Source organism: Mesorhizobium sp. Root102 (assembly GCF_001425625.1).
In the GTDB taxonomy this organism is placed as follows: Bacteria; Pseudomonadota; Alphaproteobacteria; order Rhizobiales; family Rhizobiaceae; genus Mesorhizobium.
The window spans coordinates 163,362-178,699 of record NZ_LMCP01000003.1 but is presented as its reverse complement, the minus strand read 5'-3'; the positions used below and the strand labels follow the sequence as shown (position 1 = coordinate 178,699).

Annotated in this window: 16 protein-coding genes; 7 read left to right on the top strand and 9 right to left on the bottom strand. The window is 62.8% G+C overall.

Annotation, left to right across the window (positions count from 1 at the left end):
- Nucleotides 1–90: 90 nt before the first annotated feature.
- Nucleotides 91–690 carry an N-acetyltransferase gene (locus ASD12_RS05480; protein WP_056582678.1) on the top strand — a complete coding sequence of 200 codons (600 nt, stop codon included), beginning with the start codon at nt 91–93 and terminating at the stop codon, nt 688–690.
- Between the two features lie 57 nt (nt 691–747).
- On the opposite strand, the gene ASD12_RS05475 is transcribed toward ASD12_RS05480, so the two are convergent.
- The 5 genes from ASD12_RS05475 to ASD12_RS05455 all read right to left on the bottom strand — a co-directional run bounded on the left by ASD12_RS05475 (nt 748) and on the right by ASD12_RS05455 (nt 5,047).
- Nucleotides 748–1,032 carry an SCP2 sterol-binding domain-containing protein gene (locus tag ASD12_RS05475; RefSeq protein ID WP_056582750.1) on the bottom strand — a complete coding sequence of 95 codons (285 nt, stop codon included), beginning with the start codon at nt 1,030–1,032 and terminating at the stop codon, nt 748–750.
- A gap of 198 nt (nt 1,033–1,230) precedes the next feature.
- Nucleotides 1,231–1,746, bottom strand: a complete 516-nt coding sequence (locus ASD12_RS05470) for a hypothetical protein (RefSeq protein ID WP_056582676.1) — start codon at nt 1,744–1,746, stop codon at nt 1,231–1,233.
- A gap of 97 nt (nt 1,747–1,843) precedes the next feature.
- Nucleotides 1,844–2,269 (bottom strand): hypothetical protein, encoded by a 426-nt coding sequence (locus tag ASD12_RS05465; protein ID WP_056582673.1) that lies wholly within the window; start codon nt 2,267–2,269, stop codon nt 1,844–1,846.
- Between the two features lie 98 nt (nt 2,270–2,367).
- Nucleotides 2,368–2,979: a rod-binding protein gene (locus ASD12_RS05460; RefSeq protein WP_056582671.1), complete on the bottom strand. Its 612-nt coding sequence runs from the start codon at nt 2,977–2,979 to the stop codon at nt 2,368–2,370.
- Between the two features lie 82 nt (nt 2,980–3,061).
- Nucleotides 3,062–5,047 (bottom strand): BTAD domain-containing putative transcriptional regulator, encoded by a 1,986-nt coding sequence (locus ASD12_RS05455; protein ID WP_056582669.1) that lies wholly within the window; start codon nt 5,045–5,047, stop codon nt 3,062–3,064.
- A 214-nt stretch (nt 5,048–5,261) separates the two neighbouring features.
- Here ASD12_RS05455 and ASD12_RS34775 point away from each other — a divergent pair, with 214 nt between their 5' ends.
- The 3 genes from ASD12_RS34775 to ASD12_RS05440 are packed head-to-tail and all read left to right on the top strand — an operon-like array spanning nt 5,262 to nt 7,287.
- Nucleotides 5,262–5,573: a hypothetical protein gene (locus tag ASD12_RS34775; protein ID WP_057143073.1), complete on the top strand. Its 312-nt coding sequence runs from the start codon at nt 5,262–5,264 to the stop codon at nt 5,571–5,573.
- The gene (locus ASD12_RS05445) at nt 5,557–6,363 is read left to right on the top strand and encodes a hypothetical protein (RefSeq protein ID WP_244482746.1); all 807 of its coding nucleotides are present in this window, start codon (nt 5,557–5,559) and stop codon (nt 6,361–6,363) included. The genes ASD12_RS34775 and ASD12_RS05445 overlap by 17 nt, the downstream gene beginning before the upstream one ends.
- A 45-nt stretch (nt 6,364–6,408) precedes the next feature.
- Nucleotides 6,409–7,287: a DUF1194 domain-containing protein gene (locus ASD12_RS05440; RefSeq protein ID WP_056582664.1), complete on the top strand. Its 879-nt coding sequence runs from the start codon at nt 6,409–6,411 to the stop codon at nt 7,285–7,287.
- Nucleotides 7,288–7,345: 58 nt separating this feature from the next.
- Here ASD12_RS05440 and ASD12_RS05435 read toward each other — a convergent pair whose 3' ends face one another.
- From ASD12_RS05435 to flhA, 3 genes are read right to left on the bottom strand one after another with little or no spacing between them, the layout of a single operon-like run.
- The gene (locus tag ASD12_RS05435; protein WP_056582663.1) at nt 7,346–7,729 is read right to left on the bottom strand and encodes a hypothetical protein; all 384 of its coding nucleotides are present in this window, start codon (nt 7,727–7,729) and stop codon (nt 7,346–7,348) included.
- A 2-nt stretch (nt 7,730–7,731) separates the two neighbouring features.
- A complete protein-coding gene (gene fliR / locus ASD12_RS05430) occupies nt 7,732–8,484 on the bottom strand; it encodes a flagellar biosynthetic protein FliR (RefSeq protein ID WP_013529768.1) in 753 nt (250 codons plus the stop codon).
- Entirely contained in the window at nt 8,481–10,568 is a 2,088-nt protein-coding gene (flhA, locus tag ASD12_RS05425) for a flagellar biosynthesis protein FlhA (protein WP_056582661.1), read from the bottom strand. Before flhA ends, fliR begins: the two co-directional genes overlap by 4 nt.
- A gap of 146 nt (nt 10,569–10,714) precedes the next feature.
- On the opposite strand from flhA, the gene ASD12_RS05420 reads away from it, so the two are divergent.
- The 3 genes from ASD12_RS05420 (at nt 10,715) to ASD12_RS05410 (ending at nt 13,389) form a co-directional block, all read left to right on the top strand.
- Complete coding sequence (locus ASD12_RS05420) at nt 10,715–11,014, top strand: putative quinol monooxygenase (protein WP_056582659.1); 300 nt, start codon at nt 10,715–10,717, stop codon at nt 11,012–11,014.
- Between the two features lie 124 nt (nt 11,015–11,138).
- The gene (locus tag ASD12_RS05415; RefSeq protein WP_056582657.1) at nt 11,139–12,920 is read left to right on the top strand and encodes a chloride channel protein; all 1,782 of its coding nucleotides are present in this window, start codon (nt 11,139–11,141) and stop codon (nt 12,918–12,920) included.
- A gap of 139 nt (nt 12,921–13,059) precedes the next feature.
- Nucleotides 13,060–13,389: a TetR-like C-terminal domain-containing protein gene (locus tag ASD12_RS05410; protein WP_082525258.1), complete on the top strand. Its 330-nt coding sequence runs from the start codon at nt 13,060–13,062 to the stop codon at nt 13,387–13,389.
- A 95-nt stretch (nt 13,390–13,484) separates the two neighbouring features.
- Here the strand turns inward: ASD12_RS05410 and ASD12_RS05405 are convergent, their stop codons facing one another.
- Nucleotides 13,485–15,128 (bottom strand): MFS transporter, encoded by a 1,644-nt coding sequence (locus ASD12_RS05405; protein ID WP_056582653.1) that lies wholly within the window; start codon nt 15,126–15,128, stop codon nt 13,485–13,487.
- Nucleotides 15,129–15,338 lie beyond the last annotated feature (210 nt).

Here is a 15,338-nt window from a genome sequence, read left to right as displayed (position 1 = left end):
AAAGAACGGTCAGATCATCCGGCGCGGGCGAACAGATCGCCCGCCCGGGCTCGCCTGTGGAACAGTCTCCGCTCGTGAAGGATTGCGGAAATGGACATTGCAAATTTTATCGTTGACGGCGCTGCGCGCGGAATCTCCCCCCTTGAGGGAGAGAGCGCCATTGCCATTGTTGCCGAAACCGCGACTGACATCGCCGCGCGTGAAGCCCTGTTGGACGAGGCCATGGGGCCGAAGCGGCGGAAAAAGTCGTCGGAGAAGCTGCGGCGCGGCCGTCGGCCTTCGGAAGGCCTGGCCTTCGTTGCACGCGTTGCATCGGGCGGTGTGGCTGGCACGGTGCGGCTGTGGGATGTCACGCTGGGCGAGAGCGGCAAGGCCGCGCTGCTGCTTGGCCCGCTCGCCGTCGATCCGTCCCTCAAGAGCGCCGGCATCGGCTCGGCGCTGATGCGCCATGCTATCGCCGAGGCGGCGCGTCTTGGCCACGCGGCGATCCTGCTGGTCGGAGATGCACCCTATTATGGACGCTTCGGCTTCTCGGGTGCCGGGACCGGTTCGCTCGCCATGCCGGGGCCCTATGAGCGGCACCGCTTGCTGGCGTTGGAACTGGTGGAAGGCGCGCTTGACGGCGTGCACGGCACGCTGAAGGCTGCCGGCCGCAAGCTGAAGGCGCTGGAACTGAATTCGGCGGCCTGATGCTTCAAGCCGCCTCAAACGCCGCCCATCTGGCGGCGTTTTCTTGTCTGGATGCCTTCAGCCGATCAACTGGCTGAGCGCCATGGCGACGGTCATGTCGCCTTCGACCTTTATCTTGCCGGTCATGAACGCCATGGTTGGGTTCAGGTCGCCAGCGATCAGCGAATCCAGATCGTCAAGCGAGAGCTTGATGGTGCAGTCGGCGGGTGCATCTGATGTCGAAACGGTCGCGCCGTCGATGACGATGACGCCGTCGCTGCCGGTGTCGAATTTTACGGAACGATCGAACCCGCTGCTTGCCACGCGCGACTTGATCTTCTCGGCAATCTCCTGAACGCTCACGCTGTTCTCCTTGTCTGGTTGCATCTGTCTCGCAACGGCGCTTCGATCCAGCCGAAGCCCATGCCGCGGTTTCGCGATCACGGTCGTTGCCGCATATAGCTTTGGGTTGACGTTTACGTCAACGCGGATTCCGGTGGCTGGTTCCTGCCCTCGCGGCGGCTGAGGCCCGATGCGATCGGGGCCTGTGAGCTGGGCAACTCAGTGTTCCTTGAACGGCTTGGTCATTTCGCTCGCCGTCTCGCTTTTCTTGCGGCGCAGCCAGTTGTCGCGGATTTCGTCCTTAGAGAGGAAATTGACCTGATCGATCAGAACCTCATGCACCAAGGGTGCGCCGACACGCGCGTTGACGGTATCGCGGATCGCTGCACGGAAGGCATCGAGATCGATCGTCGCCTTGTTGGTGAAGTCGATCTGCGGATTGGAATAAAGGTAGGAGTAGACTTGGTCAGTGATCAGCGCTTCCGCCGGAATGGACAGCTTCTTTATCTGCTCGGGTTCGACCGTGTAGACGAGCTTGGTCAGGAAATAGCCCCCGATCTGGGAATCGCGGATCAGCGGCACCGAAATGATGTCGGTCTTGACGTAGTCGAGGCCGCCCAGCATCGGCTTCGGCTTTTCGCCGACACCGCGCTCACCGGCCGCCTGGAAGGAATAGAACACGGCTCCCAGCGTGGCGGCGCAGATCCAGACGGCTATGGCGATGACCTTGATCATCAGGCCTTGCCATCCCCTTGGTCATTCCCTTGCAATGGCAACGCGGCACTCCCCTCTAGCCTGGGCAGGATCGCCGATGTGTCCCTTGCGTTCAGCATCATGCCTTTATCCAGCCGAACTCGCCGGCGGAATAAGTGCCGTCGGTTTCCGCGCGCTGGATGGCGTGCCGCAGCAGGCTGGCAACTTCGTTGACCGCGCTGAGGTGCGCCAGGATCGCTGCCTCGTTCTTCGCCAGCTTCTGGCGCAGCCGGGTCAGGCCCTCGCGGTGCTGTTCGAGGAATTCGGCTTCGCTGCCGCCCTTCATGGCGCGGGTCAGCTCGTAGAGGTAGCGGCTCTTGCGGGCGTTCGACGCCTTGAGATCGTAGTTGGTGGCGTTGCGGATGCCGGCCGTCTCTTCCTCGACCACTTCCTCGATGCGGCCGATGATGGCGGCGAGGTTGCCAGGCCGCGCGAACGGGATCGGCGCTTCCGACGTGGTCGTGCGGGCTGGCAGGTTGGGGGTGAATTCCGAAAAGTCGGCCATGAAAATCCCGGTCTGGTTAGATTGAAACTCGGATACGCACTATCTCGGTGGTTGAGCATGATCTTTCCCAAAACCGGTTCCCGGTTCCGGCGCATGCCCTAGATCTTGATGTCTGTCTTGATGGTCGCCTCGTCACCGGTGATCGACCGCGCCGCCCTGCGCTGCAATTCATGCACCAGCGAGGTTGACAGGCTGTTCTGTTGATCGATCTCGGTCTTTTCCGGCCCGCCCGAAACCGGACCGACCGGCACGACGCGCTTGCCTTCGAGGTAGTGGTCGGCGAGCATCGACTTGGCGATGCCGATGCCGCCGCGTTCTGCCATGACGTCGGCCACCCGCTCGGCAAGCTGCGATTTCCACATATCGCCAGCCAGGCCCTTGCCATAGACGCCTTCGGTGTCCTTGGGCAGCATGTTCTGGATGAAGGTCTGCAGCACCATCGCCTCGAATTTCTTGAATTTCTTGGCGGGGTCGGTTGACGCGGCGGCCTTGTCGGCGGTGGCGCGCGACAGGATCGAGCCGGCATCGACCGAAGCGGCGGTGTCTACCGAGAACGTGCCCAAAGCACCGCCGGCCCGCTTTGTCAGCGCGGCACGGGCGGCCTCGATATCCGTCGGGTCGACGGCTCGGGCCACATCCATAACGATGTCGCTGGGTGGAGAAATCGCCAAGAAAGTCCGCCTTTTGTCGGTTTTCCTTAGCCAGACAATGCCTCAACAAGCTTGTGGCAGGCTTGCCAAGCGGCAGGCCTGATCTGGTTTCTCCGGATCCCGGTCGCGTAGCCAGGTTCGACTAGGAAGCAGGAAGGCCAGCCCTCGACAGCATTTCAAGGAATCTCGTGTGATGATGGTCCTTCACATAACGAGGCACAAAGCCGGGGCAGACATTACCCATGTTGAGATGTGGAAGTTGTGACAGGCAATGATGGATGGCCCGTGAGGCCTCTTCGTTGTTCCCGGTCGCCGACGCGGCCGCGGCCCAATAGAGGGCGCCGCGAACGAATCCCGGCTTTGTCCTGACCACTTTGCGGGCGGCTTCGAGCGCCCGCTGGTTGTCTCCGCCGGCGAAGAGCGCCACAACCAGGCCATGGTGACGCCAGAAGTCGATGACGTCATGCGTTCCGAGCCGGATTGCCTCGTTGGCCTCACGCACCGCCTCACCGACCTGTCCACGCAACGCAAAGAGCATCGAAATGTCGCCGTGGCCGGTCGGATAGCTTGGGTTGAGGCTGATCGCATGTTGGCATTCGGCGATCGCCTCGTCGATACGGCCGGAACTTTCGAGAGCGAATGACAGGATGCAGCGGGCAATTTCGTCGTCAGGCACCGCCCGTACCGCTGCTTCCGCAAGCTCGACCGCACGCTCGATCTGACCCGGCTCCCGGGGCAGCGAGCCAAACGCCACGCCCATGGAAATTATGATCGAGAGCGTCCGCTTCGCACGAGCGTTGTCGGGACCTATCGAGACAGCCTTCTCGGCAAGCTCCAACCCGACCAACAGCGAGTCCCGGGTCATCTCAAAATACTTCATGAGAGCTTCGTTCACCAACCTGCGCACTTCAGGGGGACCAGGCGGGCTCTTGTCGCGGACTTTCCAGTTGGTCAGTTGAAGGTCGAGGATCACTGCCAGGACAACAGCCTGTGCGATCTTGTCCTGGAATTCCAGCGCGTTCTCGGAGTGGCCGTCGAACTTCTGGGCCCAGACGTTGTGGCCGCCGGCGGCATCGACAAGCTGGATGTTCACCCTCAGCCCGTTGCCGGATCTCTGGACGCTGCCGCTGAGCACATATCGCGCCCGCAGCATTCCCGGGACTTTGGTTTCTTCGGCAGGGTCGCTTTTCTCAACGAGCGGAAGCGCGGAGAGCACGACATAATCGGCTACCTCGGAGAGGGCTGTGGTGATGTCCTGGACGAGTCCCTTGGCGAAAAAGTCGTCGCCTTGCTTTCCGGTCAGATTGATGAAGTCGGCAACGCTGATCGATGGACGCCCGAGGCGCTGGCTGGCTGGAGCAGTATTTGCCGACTGTACATTTGACGCCGTGTCGGCGGCAGACAGCACGGATTGCCAAAGTGCTCGCGTCTGCGGGCCGACGTCGACGCCGAACTCCTTCTTCAGCATGCTTCTGCAAGCCTCATATGTCCTGAGCGCCCTGTCGCGTTGGCCACATGCGAGGAGCAATTCCATCTTGAGTCGATAGGATTCTTCCCGCGTCGGTTCCATGGCCAGAACACGATCGGCCAGGATGACCCCGGCTTCCGCGTCGACGAGGTGTGCCAATTTTTCGAAGGCCTCAAGTGCGCGGCTCAGCAGCCTGTCGCGTTCGGATGCGACCCAGTCATCGAACCCATTGCTTCCCAGATAAAGCCCGTCGAGGAACGGCCCCGTGTAGTTCGCCAGAGCCTTTTCGAGTTCCTGCACGGAACGGGCCGAGAGCCCTGCTTCGAATTCTTCAACGTCAACCCGGACCGCGTCTGGCGCGAGGCCGATCAATTCCCCGCGGGACTGGATAAGATCCACACCTGCGCGTGACAGATCACGGCGCAGGACGCTGAGGGTTTGCCGCAGGCTGTTGCGCGAGTGTTCGCTATCGCTGTCACCCCAAAACAGATCAGCCAGTCTCTCCCGTGTCGCTGCCATGCCATGACACCGGGCCAGATAAGCAACGATCGCAGGGCCCCGTTTCCCTGTTAGCCGGAGCGGATCCGCTGTTCCATTTTCGATCCGGAAACCACCGAAGAGTGAGATTCTATTTGTGGCGCCGCTGTCCTCATTTTGCATTTTCTCCCCCAGCCTGACGAAATTCTAACTCAAAACTAACGCTTCGCAACCGCAAGCCCCCCGCGCTCAAGCGCTGCCGTAACGGTGGGCCATTTAGGCTTTGCTAATTGGGCGGGCGAGTCAACGAAGGGCTTGGCTCGCGGGGGGTGGCGAGTGTCCAGGACTAGAGCCAATTTGCTGCTGCTGTTTGCAGCCGCTTTGTGGGGCTTCGGAAATGTCGCGCGAAAGATGGTGCTTGCGCATCTCGACGCGCCGAGTGCGGCAGGCTTTCGGGGCGCTGGGCGCGGCGATCTTCCTTGGCGAACGGACCTCACCCGCGGGCGCACTGGGTGCCGCGATCATTCTCGGTGCGATCCTGTCCGTCGCGATGTCGAACCGAACGCCGCGGGTACGCACGCCCTCGCTGGCCGGTCCGATTCCCTTCGACGCGGCGCTTGCCCATGCGGCTGTGCCTGCAGCCTGGGCGAGGGATAATCCCGTCCTCAATTCAGGTCCATTGGAGAAACGTGGTGACACTTGCCGGTGATGCGAATCTTGTTCCCAACCCGACCGCCACTCGGCATCGCGCCGATGGCTTCGATCGTGTCGATGGCGACCGGACGTGTCGCGAGGTCGCTGCGATGAAGGCGCGGGTAATTCCGCTCGCACGTTTGGTATCGGCGTTTCGCGTCCGCATGAACGGACCCGGCGGCTACTACAACAGCGGCAACGCGCTCGGCCTCATCGTAGGTCTTGCAATCCAGATTGCCACCGTGCCGGTCGACTTGCATGAGGGAAGCAGCGTCATCAAGGCGATGATCGACTATTTCGCCGGCAGCCATGGCACCGTTGCGCTGACCCTGGCTACCCTGATCTTCTTCTGGGGCGGCGAGGTCTATCACCGGGCATGGGCAAGGCCCGACGCTCCCGATCCCGCCCTCAACCGTGCTGGCGATCTCCTGTCGGGCATAGGCGCGATCGCGCTCGGCATTGCCCTGTTGCTGCTTGGCGACCCGCTGCTTGCGGCCACGTCCGGCCTGCTGCATGCGCTGGGCAAGTTCGGCAGCACCTTCCACAAGCCGGGCATGCCGGTTCCACTATGGCCGGCTGCCTGGCCCGATCCCTTCCGTAGTGCGGTGCTCGCCAGCCGTTTGCCCGCAATTTTGGCGACAAGCGTCGCACTCGGCTGGGCTTTGCCGGAGGTCTGGTCGGGCGGCTCCTTCGCGGCACTCGCCATGCCTCTGACCTTGCTCGGCTGTTATCTTTTATGGACCAGGGCCGATCTGCTGCTGTTCGGCGTTGGGACCAAGGCTCCTCGCCAAATTTCCACATGTTGAAAATGGACGCTTTGAAAACGACCGGTTGTCGAGATGGAGAATAACATGTTCGGAAATGTGCATCAGGACGTAGGTGCCTTGTCAGCATTGGTCCCTTTTCAAGAGCAGGCGCAGGCGGTACGCGGGGGCATTCTGAAGTCGTTGAAGCGATCTGCCAGAGGGCCGGCAAAGCAGTTCGGTTCATATTTAAGATTGGTGGGAACGCTTGCCGCTTCGGTGTTTTGGGGACCGCAGGCACACGCGGCCAACGTCGATGTTGCCATCGTATTCGCGGTTGATTTCTCGTCCTCGATTGATCCGGAGATTGCCGACCTGCAGCGCGAGGGACATGCCGCGGCGCTCACTTCGCCCGAGATTATCGCGGCCATCACCCGGAATTATGTTGGCTGCATCAGCGTGGCCTACTTTGAATGGTCGAGCCCTGGCCACACACGCATCGTGCTGCCGTGGACAAGCATCTGTGGGCTGGAAGATGCCAAAGCGGCCGCCTCGGTGATCAGCAAGAGAGGCGATACCGGCAATATTCGTAGAGGGCGAAGCGGGACATCCGTTTCTTCGGCCATCGACGTTGGAAGTCTTCTGCTCGACCAGTTTCCCGGAAAGGCGGCCAAGAAAGTAATCGACATCTCTTCCAATGGTGAGAACAACGACGGACTTCCCGTTCAGCCGAGCAGGCTGAACGCTATTGCCAAGGGATACACGATCAACGCGATCGCTATTCCAACGGAAGACGAGAATCCCGACCAACCATTGGCATCCTATTTTGCCAAATCGGTCATTGGCGGATCCCAAGCCTTTGTCATAACGCCGAAGGGACCAAACGACTACGCTGTTGCTCTTCGCCGCAAGCTGGTCACTGAAGTAAGCATGAACGTCGACCGGCAATTCCAGCAACAGGCGGATGGGCGCTCTTCGCAACCGTAATTCCGGACATTGAGAGGATTAGCCTGATAGATTTGGGCCAACTCTCTGCACCCCGGCACTACTCTCCGTTTCGCTTCTGCGCGATGATGTCCAGCCGCTCGCGGTCGGAGCGTTCGCGCTCGTCGCGGTCGCGCACATCCTTGTAGGCGCGCTCGACCATGTTGGTGCGGGCGGTCGCGGCGGCGATGAGGCTGGCTTCTTGCTTCGCATTTGCCAAGTTCGCCTCCTGGCGGACGACGGCCTGGGCGATGCGGCGGTGGTAGAGATCGGGAAACAGGCCGGAGAGAGAATTGTTTTGGTCGAAATGCCCCACCAGATCGCGGGCTTCGGTCTCGGCGGCACTGGCTGCGGCAAGGAAGGTGGCGTGGCGAGTTTCGTGCAGCGCCTTCAGCTGTTCCTGCACCTTGACCAGTTTTCGGAGGCGGTCCTTGCGTGGGCTCATTTCTATCTCGCCAATGTCAGGTCGACAAAGCCATCGACGAACAACGACAGCATGGTGCCGACGGCAAAATAGAAGATGATCATGCCGCCGGCGATGATGAAGGGCTGGGAGATGAAATAGATCGGAATCTGCGGGGTCAGCTTGTTGACGAAGCCGATCGTCAGGTTGACGAGAATGGCATAGGCGACAAACGGGCTGCCGAGGCGGATGACCAGGAAGAAGGTGTCCGACACCGTGTCGGTGACATCGACGAGTGCGGCCTGCGGGTTGAAGAAGATGTTGACCGGCGCGACCGTGTAGGAAGACACAAGCGCGCGTATGATCTCGTGGTCGAAATCGAAGACGAACAGCATCAGCAGGGCCGAAAACGAGATGATGGCGGCAAGGGCAGCCTGGGGTTCGGGCTCCTCGATCGCCGGTCCGCCGGTGCCGCCATAGCCGACCAGCATGGCGATGGCCGAGCCCATGAAGCGCAGGGCTTCCATGTAGAGCCTGGTCATGGCGCCGATCAGGCCGCCGACCAGAAGTTCCGAGATGATCATCGGCACCAGGATTTGCGGACGCGGATCGACGAAGGGAAAGATCTTGTCCCACAGGAAGGCAAGCAGGCCGCCGGTGGCGGCGACCGCGACGAACAGCCTGACCTGGACGGGAACGCGGGCACTGGACAGGCCCGGCATCAGCATGAAGCAGGCACCGATGCGGCAGAAGGCGAGGAACGCCGCGATGACGACGCCTTGCGAAAGCACGCTCACGATATGGTTCCGAGCACCCTGATCTCGACGCCCTTGGCGATTTCGACATGGCTGAGTACCGGCAGCGTGGTGAACAGCCGCTCGATGATCATGCGCACATAGGGGCGGGCGTCGGGCGCGGTGACGAGGACGAAACGCTCGCCGGCTTCCAGATATTTCTTGATCGCCTTGGTCGCGTCCTGGCCAAACTCCTCGAGCTGGCGCGGGTCGATGTCGAACTCGCGCACCTCGCCCTTGGCGTCGCGCTTGAGGCTCTGGTGGAAGGCGAGGTCCCAGCGGTTGCCGAGGCGCAGCACCTTCAGCACGCCGCCCTCGGAGAGGTCGCCGCAGATCTGCTGGGCCATGCGGATGCGGACATGTTCGACGATCTGCTCGGTGCGGCGCACATGCGGCGCGATCTCGGCGATCGCCTCGATGATCAGGTGCAGATTGCGGATCGAGACGCGCTCGGCGAGCAGCAGCTTCAGCACCGCTTGCAGGCCGGGGTAGGAGATGTGCGTGGTGCAGATCTCGTCGGCGAGCTTGCGATACTCCTGGTCCTGCCGCTCGAGCAGCGCCTTCATGTCCTTGTAGGACAGAAGCTGCGGCAGGTTGTTGCGGATGACCTCGGAGAGATGGGTCAGCAGCACCGACATGTTGTCGGCGAAGGTGTAGTTCTCGCGCTTCAGATCCTCGGCGAAGGCCTCGACCACCGAATAGGCGCGCATGCCGAAGGCCGGCTCGCGGATTTCCTCGCCCGGTATTTCGGGTATGTCGCGGTTGCCCAGCAGCACCATGATCTCGCCGACGCGCATCTGATATTCGGCCACCACGGTGCCGTGCACCTTGATCTGGTAGCTCTTCGGCGGGATGGCGAAATCGTCGGCGACACGCACTTCCGGTACGACGAAGCCATACTGGGTGGCGAATTTCTTGCGCATCTTGCCCATGCGAAAAACCAGTTCCTGATGCGACGTCAGCAGCCTTGTCGACAGCTGCTTGCCGATCAAGAGTTCGATCTCGGCGGTGGCGAGCGAGGCCTTGACCGAGTTCTTCTCCTCCTCGACCTTGGTCGCTTTTTCCTGATCCTTGATTGCCTCGGCTTCGGCGACGGCGCGATTGTGGCGCATCGGGATGACGTAGCCGAGGCCAGCCATGCCGGCGGCGAGCGCGAAGAACGGGAACAGCGGCAGGCCGGGCATCAGGCCAAGCAGCACCAGCAGCGATGCCGCGACGTACAGGGCACGCGGATGGGCGCCGAGCTGGCCGAACACCGCCTGGTTGGTCGAGCCGCGAGTGCCGCCCTTGGAGACGAGCAGGCCGGCGGCGAGCGAAACGATCAGCGCCGGGATCTGGGTGACGAGGCCGTCGCCGACCGACAGCTTGATGAACACGTCGGCGGCTTCGCCCATGCCCATGCCGTGCCTGATGTAGCCGATGGCGATGCCGCCGACGATGTTGATGGCGGTGATGATGAGGCCGGCGATGGCATCGCCGCGGACGAATTTAGAGGCGCCGTCCATCGAACCGAAGAAGGAGCTTTCTTCTTCCAGTTCACGGCGGCGCAGCTGTGCGGTCTTGTCGTCGATCATGCCGGCGGAGAGGTCGGCGTCGATCGACATCTGCTTGCCGGGGATGGCGTCGAGGGTGAAGCGGGCGCCGACTTCGGCGATACGCGTGGCGCCCTTGGTGATGACGATGAAGTTCACCACGATCAGGATCATGAAGACGATGAGGCCAATGACGAAGTCGCTGGCCATCACCAGCTTGGAGAAGCCGGCGATGACGTAGCCGGCGGCGTGCGTGCCCTCATTGCCGTGCGACAGGATCATGCGCGTGGTAGCGATGTTGAGCGACAGCCGCAGCATGGTGGCGATCAGCAGCACGGTCGGGAATGACGAGAAATCGAGCGGCCGCTGGATCCACAGCGCCACCATCAGGATCAGCACCGAAAGCGCGATCGAGAAGGCGAGGCCGATGTCGATGAGAAAGGCCGGGATCGGCAGGAACAGCACGGCCAGGATGATGACGATGCCGATGGCAAAGAAGACGTCGCGGCCATTCTTGGCCACCGCGCCGGGCTGAATGCTTTCGCTGATCGCCATGTCGTCCCCAAATTCGAAGCCTGCCGAGCGCGCGACAGCCCTGCGAGAGTAGCCCGCCAAGCTTGCGCGAGGGTGGGAGATTGGCTAGTTCGAACGATCGTGAGCAGGTGGGCGTGCGGGCCGGCTTCGTAAAGAAGGGAAAACCCATGCTTCTGATCATCGGCACCATCCGCTTGCCGCCAGACAAATTGGAGGAAGCCAAGCCCGCGATGGAACGCATGGTTTCCGCCAGCCGCGCCGAGCCCGGCTGTGTCGAATATTCCTATGCGCAGGATGTGTTCGATGCCGGACTCATCCGGGTCACGGAAGTCTGGGGCGACAGGGCAGCGCTCGACGCGCATTTTCGCTCGCCGCACCTTGCCGACTGGCGCGCAAGCTGGCCGGCGCTGGGCATCGGCGAGCGCAACCTCGTGCTCTATGAAGCCGGCGAGCCCATGCCGACCTGATCGATCTGGGGTCTGTTTCGCACCACAATGGCGCCTTGTCTGTCGCCATTGTGGTTGCCATGCCGTGTCGCCGGGCGTATCAGGCGGGCTTTCCACTGCCTTTTGATATCGGCGAGCCGCCACGGTGCTTTCCAGAAACCAACCGCAAGTCTACGCCCGCCGGCTGCGCGCGGTGCTGATCCGATCGGTGCCGCTGCTCGAGGCGCGCGGCATCGCCGTGGTCATCTTGGCCGGCGTCGTAGGCGTCATGGCCGGCATCCTGGTCACGGCGATGAGTCAGATCGTGCAGGATCTGCACGGGCTGTTGTTCGGCGTTCAGCCCGGCGGTCGGCTTTCCGGCATGTTCTCACTCGCCAATCCGATGCAGGCATTGATCCCGGCGATCGGCGGTATCCTGCTCGGGCTGACGGTGATCTGGCTGCGGAAGCGGAAATTCCGCACCCCGATCGACCCGATCGAGGCCAACGCGCTCTATGGCGGGCGCATGTCGCTGACCGACACCTTCATTATTGCTGGCCAGACGATGATCTCCAGCGGTTTTGGCGCCTCGGTCGGGCTGGAAGCCGGCTACACGCAGGTCGGGTCCGGCCTGGCCTCGCGGCTGGCGGGCATCTTCCGGCTGCGCCGCAACGATGTCCGAATCCTGGTCGGCTGTGGTGCGGCCGGCGCCATCGCCGCCGCCTTCGATGCACCGCTGACCGGCGCCTTCTACGGCTTCGAACTGGTCATCGGCATCTACTCGGTCGCCAATGTCGCGCCTGTCATGACCGCCGCGATCTCAGCCTCGCTGACCGCCGAAATGTTCGGCGGCGTGCCGTTCCCGCTTGAGCTTTCGGGCCTGCCGGCGCTCACCGCCAGCCAGTACGTGCCGTTCCTGATGCTTGGCCTGCTCGGCGGTGCCGCCTCGATCGCCATCATGCAGCTGGTGACGCTGATCGAACGCGGTTTTGCCAGGCTGTCGATCGATGCGTCGCTGCGCCCCATCATCGGCGGCGTCATCGTTGGCTTGCTGGGGCTGATCACGCCGCAGGTCCTGTCCAGCGGCCATGGCGCTCTGCATCGCGAATTCTCGATGAATTACGGGCTGGCCGTGGTGGCAAGCGTCTTCGTGCTCAAGCTGGCGGCATCGGCGGTTTCGCTGGGATCGGGCTTTCGCGGCGGACTGTTCTTCGCCTCGCTGTTCCTCGGCGCGCTGCTCGGCAAGGCGTTCGCGGATGTGATGGTTGTCGTCTCGCCGGCAACCGGCATCGACCCTGCGGTTGCCGCTGTCGTCGGCATGACGTCGCTCGCCGTCGGTGTCGTCGGCGGTCCGCTGACGATGACCTTCCTGGCGTTGGAATCGACCCGCGACCTGACGCTGACCGGTGTTGTCCTTGCGGCCTCGATCATGTCGGCCATACTGGTGCGCGAGACCTTCGGCTACTCGTTCTCGACATGGCGCTTCCATCTGCGTGGCGAGACCATCCGCAGCGCCCACGATGTCGGCTGGATGCGCAGCCTCACCGTCGGCTCGATGATGCGCAAGGACATCAAGACCATCGACGCCACGACGACGCTGGCCGCCTTCCGCAGGCAAGTGCCGCTTGGCTCGGCCCAGCGCGTCATCGCCGTCGATGCGGGCGATCACTATGTCGGCGTGCTGATCGTGGCCGAACTGCACAGCGATCCTTCCGATGGCGAGGTGGCGGTGCGCGATCTTGCCAAGTACAAGGACGCGGTGCTGGTGCCGAGCATGAACGTGCAGGCTGCTGCTGAGACGTTCCAGCGCGCGGGCGCCGAAGAACTCGCCGTGGTCGAGGATTTCACCGACCATATCGTTCTGGGGCTCTTGACCGAAGGCCATCTGATGCGGCGCTATGCCGAGGAACTCGACAAGGCGCGCCGGGACCTGTCGGGCGAGGGTTAGCGGGAAGGCTAGCGGGCAACCGCTCGCGTTTTTCCACCCCACCAGCGCATGGCTATGACGGCGACGAGAAGCGCCACATAGGGCCAATAGTGGACGTCGTGCACCGCGCGTTTGCCCTCGGCGATCACGAAGGTCAGCCATATGTCGTAGCCGCCGGGCGCTCGGCATCGCCTATCTACGCTGGGTCATCGACAACCCGACGCATTTCCAGATCATCTCGATGCGCCGGGCGATCGATTTCGACGCCTCCGAGAGGCTTGTTGAACTCAACGAAGAAATCCGCGGCATGATGGTGCGGATCCTGGAAGACGCGCGCGCTGCCCGCCAACTGCGAACAATGGATATGGAAGGCATTCCGCTGCAGGCGCGAGCCCTGGTCTACGGGCTTGCCCGCATGTGGATCGACGGCCAGTGCGCAATGGGGCGGCGCCGAGAAGGCCGAGTTGCTGATGCGGCAAAGCCTCGATAATTTTCTCGCGCTGCTGGCAAAGTAGAGCAGCGATCACAGCCTCAGATTCCGCGCACTTCCACCAAAAACCGCCGCGCAGTTTTTGGCGATATACATTAATGCTCGATCGGCCCCTTGGCCATCACAAGCGTCGTGCCGGCGGTCGTTGGGCGCTCGATCATGCGCCGCACGCGTGGCGGCTCGTCGCCGCTGTGCAGCGCCCGCACGCGCTCGCCGATGACGGCGTCGGCATGGGTGATGCGTCCATTGTGGCGCACATATTCGATCCAGGTCGGCGTGTGGTAGTGCTCGATCCATATGGTGGGATTCTCGAGATCGCGCGCCAGCGTCCAGTTGCGGGCGCCGTCACGGCGGCGGACGCGGCCGCGTTCGGCCATGATGGCGAGGAATTCCGGTTCGTCCTCGTGCCGGATCACATACTCGATCATGATGGCGATGGGACCACTGCGCGGCTTCAGGTCAAGCGCCAAATGCGGTTCCTTGAAGCGGTTGAGCGGGTCGAGGTTGAGCACCTGCTGTTGCGGCAGCGGGAGCAAAAGACCGATGGCGGCGCCGGCCAGCATGGCGATGCTGGCGGCGATCAGCGCGGTTTCGGCGCCATGCGCATCGGCGACGACGCCCCAGATCCAGCTGCCGAGCGCGATGCCGCCGAAGGTCGCGGTCTGATAGACCGACAGCACCCGGCCGACCACCCAGCGCGGTGTCGCCATCTGGACCGTGACGTTGAAATGCGACAGCGCGATCACCCAGCAAGCGCCGCCGACAAGCAGGCCGAGCGACGTCTGCCAGGCATGCTGGCTGACGGCGGCATTGAAGGCGCAGACGGCGAAGCCGGCGAAAGCACAGCGCACCATCGTCTCGCTGGACAGCAGCTGCCGCAGCCTGACGCTGATCAAGGCGCCGCCGACCGCACCGATGCCGAAGGCGCCGAGCATGATGCCGTAGGTCAGCGCATCGCCCTTGACGACGTCACGCGCCACCAGCGGCAGCAACGCCAGCACCGCGCCGGCACTGAAGCCGAAAGCGGCGCCTCTGACCAGCACCTTGCCGATGTTGGGCGACATGGCGACATAGCGCAGGCCGGCGCCCATGGCGGCACCCAGCGACTCGCGCGGCAAGGTCGATACCGGCACGTCCGGCTTCCAGCGCGCCAGCACGACGATCAGGCCGATATAGCTCACCGCGTTCGCCGCGAAGGCGGCGGCCGCACCGGCCGCGGCGACGATGATACCGCCGATCGCGGGGCCCACGCTGCGGGTCAGGTTGAAGCCCATCGAGTTGAGCGCTACGGCGGCCGGCACCTTATTGCGAGGAACGATGTCGCCGACGGAGGCCTGCCATGACGGGCTGTTGAGCGCGGTGCCACTGTCGATCAGGAAGGTGAAGGCAAGCAGCGTCCACGGCGTGATCAAGCCGGAATAGGTGAACAGGGTCAGAAGCACCGAGACGACCAGCATGAAGGTCTGGGCGACCAGCATCACCTTGCGCCGGTCGAAACTATCGGCGATGGCGCCGGCGACGAGCGCAAACAGCATGATCGGCAAGGTGGTCGAAGCCTGAACCAGGGCCACCTGATAGGGCGAGGTGGCGATCGTGGTCATCATCCAGGCGGCGCCGACGCCCTGGATCAGGCCGCCGAAATTGGAGACGAGACTTGCGGCCCACACGGCGCGGAAAATGCCGTGCCGGAAGGGCGCCAGCGACGAGACGCTCTCGCTTTCCGGCTTTTCGTCAATCATCGGAGGTTCCTGCCATGTCGTGCCGATTCGTCAGATGATCCGTTTGCTCAAGATCATTTGCCGAAAGTAGGGCATGGCGTCGCAAAGGGCGAACGTCTTTCGAAAAAGCTCATGGTCCAACAATGGGATAGAGGCGGTCCACGCTCTTTCTCCCGGCACGTCCGGAGGCGCTTAGGGACCGGCGGGCGTCTGTCTTCGCGCAATTGCGGA

Excerpts from the sequence above, each read along its gene's own strand:
- ASD12_RS05440 (WP_056582664.1), top strand. The coding sequence starts at position 6,409 with ATGTTCGGAAATGTGCATCAGGACGTAGGTGCCTTGTCAGCATTGGTC.
- ASD12_RS34775 (WP_057143073.1), top strand. The coding sequence starts at position 5,262 with ATGTCGCGCGAAAGATGGTGCTTGCGCATCTCGACGCGCCGAGTGCGG.
- ASD12_RS05465 (WP_056582673.1), bottom strand. The coding sequence starts at position 2,269 with ATGGCCGACTTTTCGGAATTCACCCCCAACCTGCCAGCCCGCACGACC.
- ASD12_RS05470 (WP_056582676.1), bottom strand. The coding sequence starts at position 1,746 with ATGATCAAGGTCATCGCCATAGCCGTCTGGATCTGCGCCGCCACGCTG.
- flhA (WP_056582661.1), bottom strand. The coding sequence starts at position 10,568 with ATGGCGATCAGCGAAAGCATTCAGCCCGGCGCGGTGGCCAAGAATGGC.
- ASD12_RS05420 (WP_056582659.1), top strand. The coding sequence starts at position 10,715 with ATGCTTCTGATCATCGGCACCATCCGCTTGCCGCCAGACAAATTGGAG.
- ASD12_RS05480 (WP_056582678.1), top strand. The coding sequence starts at position 91 with ATGGACATTGCAAATTTTATCGTTGACGGCGCTGCGCGCGGAATCTCC.
- ASD12_RS05435 (WP_056582663.1), bottom strand. The coding sequence starts at position 7,729 with ATGAGCCCACGCAAGGACCGCCTCCGAAAACTGGTCAAGGTGCAGGAA.
- ASD12_RS05405 (WP_056582653.1), bottom strand. The coding sequence starts at position 15,128 with ATGATTGACGAAAAGCCGGAAAGCGAGAGCGTCTCGTCGCTGGCGCCC.
- ASD12_RS05455 (WP_056582669.1), bottom strand. The coding sequence starts at position 5,047 with ATGCAAAATGAGGACAGCGGCGCCACAAATAGAATCTCACTCTTCGGT.